Source organism: Ilumatobacter sp. (genome assembly GCF_041688325.1).
In the GTDB taxonomy this organism is placed as follows: Bacteria; Actinomycetota; Acidimicrobiia; order Acidimicrobiales; family Ilumatobacteraceae; genus Ilumatobacter_A.
This window is the reverse complement of record NZ_JBDNIJ010000183.1, coordinates 1-2,124: the sequence shown is the minus strand read 5'-3', so window position 1 is coordinate 2,124 and position 2,124 is coordinate 1. Positions and strand designations below refer to the sequence as shown.

The window sequence follows — 2,124 nt, the reverse complement described above, 5'->3', positions numbered from 1 at the left end:
TTGTTCGCGAAGCGTTCGCTGTTTATGTGGAAAGCAAAGGCGATGAGGAGCAAACTTAGGATCGTGAGAGTCGTTGCCGGCACCGGGCTTCCTTACGGCCTTGACCACTGAAGCCGGGAGTTCGGCAAACTTTAGACTGCGGTGGCCCATCAGTCATCTGTGAGACACTACGCGTTCGCTGACGATCGCAGAACCTGATCCCGATGCAAGTTCGGACCCGCACAGAACCGCCCAATTGTGGCGCCGCAGTATCACGGACATATCGCACGAAGTCCTGCGCCACGTAATCCCGTTCGGCGATGAACTGAGCTGCGGTTCACAGAGACCCGGCGCGTGGTCAAGCCGGTCGAGACGGACCGGGTAGCGAGCGCCGGCCAATTGCCGGGTCCAACGCCCATCAATCTGATTGAGTCCACGCGATGTCGGCGTTCGTCGCTTTGAACTGGAGGCAACGACCGAACATTGCTGCGGCGAATGACTGGAATGCCAGGCTGTCTCGGTTGTAGCGAACGTCGCCTGTCGATCGGTCAGCGAGCACGACGCAGGCCGCGTCGAGGAGACGCTCACGAACCATGCGGTCGAAGAAGATTGCTGCACGGTCTGCTGCGCTGCTGTCCTTAAAGATCGGGTCCGACGGCCAGACGGCGGTCCGAGGAGCAGACACACGATTCCACGCTGCGTTGTCCTCGATCAACATGAAGTACCCGAGCCACGGACGCAGCGGCGAGTCGATGATGCCGCGCTCGACTGCGGTCCACACGTCGAGTGCTTGACCGAGCGCCTCGTCGGTTCGGTTGTTGAAGTTCTGTCCGGGGTTGTTCCCCACGATCGACTTCAGCTCGATGATGACGAGCACCCGGCCTTCGACGGTGACCACAACATCCCAGCTCTTGTCGCGCCGGAAGTAGCCCGGGACCGGCCGGCGCTTGACCTCCATCATCGAAGCGGGGATGCCGGCGTCGACGAGCACGTCGACCAACAAGAGCTCGAGTGCGTCGAGATGTCGTCCCCCGGTGACTTCGGCTCGAAGCCCCGTGTTGACGGCTCCACTCTCGACCGACCGCTGCGCTTGCGAGGTGCGAACCTCCCAATAGGACGCAACCGCCGCTGCGACCTTCTCGGAGTAGTCAGGGAGTTCGTTCGCCATCAGCTTGCCGACACAACCACATCGTGCTCGATGCCGTAGAGGCGTCGTGCCACCCTGCTTGCGAGATCGCGATTGCGCGTTTCAAACGCTCGTTGGAGATCGGCCCTATCCCGCTTGTCGATCGACGCCAGCTCTGGAACTCGAATCCGACGAAGATATTGCGCCTGGAAGCGGTAGCAGCCGCCGCGCATCTTGACGCAGTAGGTGGCCACGAACAGTTCGGCGATGTCGGAGAGCAGCAGCCCGCCGAGAACCTCGAGGTCCCACTCGTCGGACGTGATGAAGTAAAGACCGTGATGCGGATACAGCTCGCCACGATCCAACACCGGCTGAATGAACGCTTTCAGTTCCGGGATGACCAACTTCTCTCGATCCTGGAGACCGGGCTCCACGCGATCGATCGTGCGGTACCAACTTCCCGGATTCTTCCGAGCTACGTGTCGGCCTCGAACGTCGGCGGACCGAGACTCGAAGTACTTCGCCAGTCGTGGGTAGTCGTCGAGGTTGACGAGCCGACCGTCGTGCCATGGATTGACGAGATGGGTGCCCGACCACTTCGCCTCGCCGGTCGACGTATCGCGAGTCATCAGGAGCGGGAGTAGGCGATCGGGCTCGACCAGGTTCGGATCGTCCGTCAGGTAGACCGAATCGGCTCCACTGGCCACACCGATGCCGACGCGGGTCCCAGTAGTCGGGTCCTGCAACGGTGGAAAGCGACGCTCGAGGTCAGCGACGAGCGCGAGGTTCGCCGGGTTACCCGACGGCCACGACAGTTCGGAGTCGAACCATTCGGGGAGCTTCACTGCGGACAGTGCTTTCGTGGACACGGACTTGCGGCGGGAGTTCACCCACTTCGTCAGCGACGGCGCATTCGCTTCACCGAAAGACTTTGTCGCGTTGGCGACGACCGCTGTCGACTGCTCGGCCCGACGGATCACGGTGACCGCCGGGTATGCCGACACTGGTTCTTCGAACGC

The 2,124-nt window shown here is 61.8% G+C and carries 1 protein-coding gene and 1 pseudogene; both read right to left on the bottom strand.

Features of this window, described 5'->3' with window-relative positions; all coding sequences use genetic code 11:
* Positions 1–397 precede the first annotated feature (397 nt).
* Positions 398–1,147 (bottom strand): PaeR7I family type II restriction endonuclease, encoded by a 750-nt coding sequence (locus ACH2EI_RS11345; protein ID WP_395160078.1) that lies wholly within the window; start codon positions 1,145–1,147, stop codon positions 398–400.
* Positions 1,147–2,124 (bottom strand): annotated as a pseudogene (locus tag ACH2EI_RS11340) (SAM-dependent methyltransferase); the annotation flags it as partial. The gene ACH2EI_RS11345 and the pseudogene ACH2EI_RS11340, both read right to left, overlap by 1 nt.

Coding starts and splice junctions, on each gene's coding strand:
- ACH2EI_RS11345 (WP_395160078.1), bottom strand. CDS start 1,147: ATGGCGAACGAACTCCCTGACTACTCCGAGAAGGTCGCAGCGGCGGTT.